The following is a 2,523-nucleotide window of genomic DNA, read 5'->3' as shown; positions in this document are numbered from 1 at the left end:
GGCTCGGAGATGTGTATAAGAGACAGCCCCCAAGCCCGACGAGGGCCGGCTCGCGCAGCAGATTGAACAGCGCTACGCGGACATCCAGGCCAAGCGCGACCACTTCCTCGTGCTCGGCGTGCCGCAGGACGCCTCGCGCGACACCGTGAAGGCCGCCTTCCTCAGCCTCGCGAAGCTCTACCACCCGGACCGGCTGCCCCCGTCGCTGCCCCACCTGGCGCCGAAGATCACCTCCGTCTTCGAGTCCATCCGCGAGGCCTACGAAGTCCTGCACGACGACACGCGCCGCAACAGCTACCTGCAGTCGCTGCAGGGGGCCCAGGCCGCGCCCAAGCCCCCGTCGCAGGCCTCGGCGGGCCGCCCCGGCGCCCCTTCCGCCCGTGGCAACGTGAACGCGGAGGACCTCTTCAAGATGGCGGAGGTCTACTTCCGCAAGCGCGACTTCGTCGCCGCCAACGAACACTACGAGCGCGCGCACACGCTGGACCCCAAGCCCCTGTACCTGGCCGCCCGCGCGTGGGCCATCTACATGGACCCCAGCCGCAAGGCCGACATGGCCCGCGCCAAACAGTGGATGGCGGATGCGGTGCGCGCGGACCCGAACTGTGATCGCGCCCACTACCAGCTGGGCGTCATCGCCCGGGTGGAGAACGACATGGACCGCGCCGAGCGCCACTTCCGCGAGGCCGTGCGCGCCAACCCCAAGCACCTGGAGGCGAACCAGGAGCTGCGGCTCATCGACATGCGCAAGAAGAACCCGCCCAAGAAGGGCCTCTTCCGCTGACCTGCCTGTCCTCCAGGGGGGGAACCGGACGGTTTTCCGGACAGTCCCGCCCATTGACACACCTGGAAAGCGGGCCCGATGCTTGCCCCCACGGGGCGCGTCCGGTGGATCCGCCGCCCCTCCCGTTTTGAAAGGCATGCAACGTGGCCAAGCAGCACCTGCTCCTGGTCGATGGTGACGCGAAGAGCCTGCGCGTGATGGAGGTCAGCCTGAAGAAGGCGGGCTTCTCCGTCACGACGGCGATCCACGGCAAGGATGCGCTGGAGAAGGTCCAGATCAGCCCTCCGGACCTCGTGCTGGCCGACACGAAGATGCCGGAGATGGACGGCTTCGAACTCTGCAAGACGCTCAAGTCCGACGAGCGCTTCAAGTCCATCCCCTTCGTCTTCCTGACGAACCAGAAGTCGGTCGAGTTCAAGGTGCGCGGCCTTGAGCTGGGCAGCGACGACTACCTGACCAAGCCGATCTACATCAAAGAGATCGTCGCCCGCGTGAAGATGATCCTTCAGAAGGCCGAGAAGGAACGCATCGAGAAGCGCGAGACGACCAAGGGCGGCTTCGCGGGCAGCCTCGCCGACATGGGCGTCGTGGACCTGGTCCAGACCTTCGAAATCGGCCGCAAGACGGGCGTCATCTCCATCCAGGGCGAGCGCACCGGCACCGTCTACTTCAAGGAAGGCCGCGTCGTGGACGCGGAGCTGGGCCGGCTCAAGGGCGAGAACGCCTTCTACCGGCTGCTCAACACGTTCGAAGGCCAGTTCGACGTGCAGTTCACCACGTTGGACAGGCCCGAGCGCATCGAGGTCTCCACGCAGGGCCTGCTCATGGAGGGCATGCGCCGGCTCGATGAGTGGGGCCGGATGCTCGAGCAGCTTCCGCCGCTGGAGACGGTCTTCGAGATCGACTACCACCAGCTGGCGGACCGCCTGTCGGAGATCCCCGACGAGGTGAACGGCCTGCTGCGCCTGTTCGACGGCAAGCGCGCGCTGTCGCGCGTGGTGGAGGACTCGGACTTCGAGGACCTGGCCGCGCTGGGCATCATCAGCAAGCTGTACTTCGAGGGGCTGATCCGCGAGCTGGGCAACGCGCCGCAGGAGCCGGTGCAGAGCAGCAAGCCCGGCATCGAGCAGTGGCTGAACGCCGCCCCGCCCATCCCGGTGGAGCTCGCGCCCGCGCCCGTCGAAGCGGCCCCCGTGGAAGTCCCGGTGGCCGTGGAGGACGTCCCCCCGGAGCCCGAACCCGTCCCCGTGGCGGAGGCCGCGCCCGTCGAGGACGTGACGCCCGAGCCGGAACCCGCGCCCGTCGAGGAGTTCGCGCCCGCCGCGGAGGTGGCGTCCACGCCGGCCCCGGCGCAGCCCGCGCAGGTCATCGTCTTCCCGCCGCGCTCGCGTCCCGGTGAAGGCGGCCAGCCACCCGCGTTCGGGCAGGAGGCCGCGGAGCCCGTGGCCCCGCCGCTGTCGCAGGAGGGCTCCTCCTTCCTCGTGGAGCCGCCCCCGGCGCACCGCGCGGTGGATCACGCTCGGCGCAGCCTGCTGCTCGACTGGGGCCGGGTGGACACGGAGGGCCTGAGCGCCTCCAGCACCTGGGGCCCCGGCTCCGTCTGGTCTCCCGCGCCCCGCGCGCCCCTCTCGCCGCAGGGGCCTGCCACCGCCGCCGCGCCGGTGCCGCCTCCTCCCGAGCCGCCGCTCACGAAGGCGCCCATCTTCGGTGGGGCGGCCATCGCGCCCAGCCCCCTGGCC

At 70.0% G+C, this 2,523-nt stretch carries 2 protein-coding genes; both read left to right on the top strand.

Annotation, left to right across the window (positions count from 1 at the left end):
- Nucleotides 1–109 precede the first annotated feature (109 nt).
- On the top strand, nucleotides 110–784 hold the full coding sequence (locus tag D7Y13_RS40785) for a J domain-containing protein (RefSeq protein ID WP_244222458.1): 675 nt from the start codon (nucleotides 110–112) through the stop codon (nucleotides 782–784).
- Nucleotides 785–927: 143 nt separating this feature from the next.
- Nucleotides 928–2,523: response regulator (locus tag D7Y13_RS40780; RefSeq protein WP_120631034.1), on the top strand; the 1,596-nt coding region annotated here is incomplete at its 3' end.

The sequence above is a fragment of the Corallococcus praedator genome, from assembly GCF_003612125.1.
GTDB lineage: Bacteria > Myxococcota > Myxococcia > Myxococcales > Myxococcaceae > Corallococcus > Corallococcus praedator.
The sequence above is the reverse complement of the archived record's forward strand: the minus strand, read 5'-3'. Positions and strand labels throughout refer to the sequence as shown.